Annotated in this window: 1 protein-coding gene; it reads right to left on the reverse strand. The window is 34.1% G+C overall.

Going from position 1 to position 446, the window contains the following annotated elements; translation table 11 throughout:
• The coding region (locus H3V04_RS08840; protein ID WP_198188206.1) for a hypothetical protein at window positions 1-399 on the reverse strand (399 nt) is incomplete at its 3' end.
• Between the last annotated feature and the right edge of the window lie 47 nt (window positions 400-446).

Raw genomic sequence — 446 nt, forward strand, 5'->3', positions numbered from 1 at the left:
CTCAGGTTTGTAAGTTTCATCAATATCATCTTGTGCCCAAATGCAGCAGAGCATATTGTCGCCTTCACGTTTAAAATCTTGTTCCATTGCATTTTGCATAGCCTTTTCTTCTTGGTGAAATGGACCTGTAGGATCAGGATAAGCAGATGATATTTTAATAAATTGGTGATAAGGAACAACTTGACCCTGTCCGTCTATAATATCTGAAATACGATCAAAATCAGTTAATGCACCAGCCTCGTCATAAATTGCCAAAACGTTGTGGGTAGAATCATATCTATTTGCTTCATAACTCAGTCGCAAAATACGATTATTTGTTGTTTTCTGAATTATTTGATTGGCTTGAATTTGTAAATCAGTCTTTTTAGCAAATGTTTTAAAAGGCTCAATCTCTATCACCGAACTAATCATTTTTCCAATATAACCAAAAAGTTTTTTTGTTTGCT

Source organism: Bifidobacterium sp. M0353 (assembly GCF_016100645.1).
Taxonomy (GTDB): domain Bacteria; phylum Actinomycetota; class Actinomycetes; order Actinomycetales; family Bifidobacteriaceae; genus Bombiscardovia; species Bombiscardovia choladohabitans.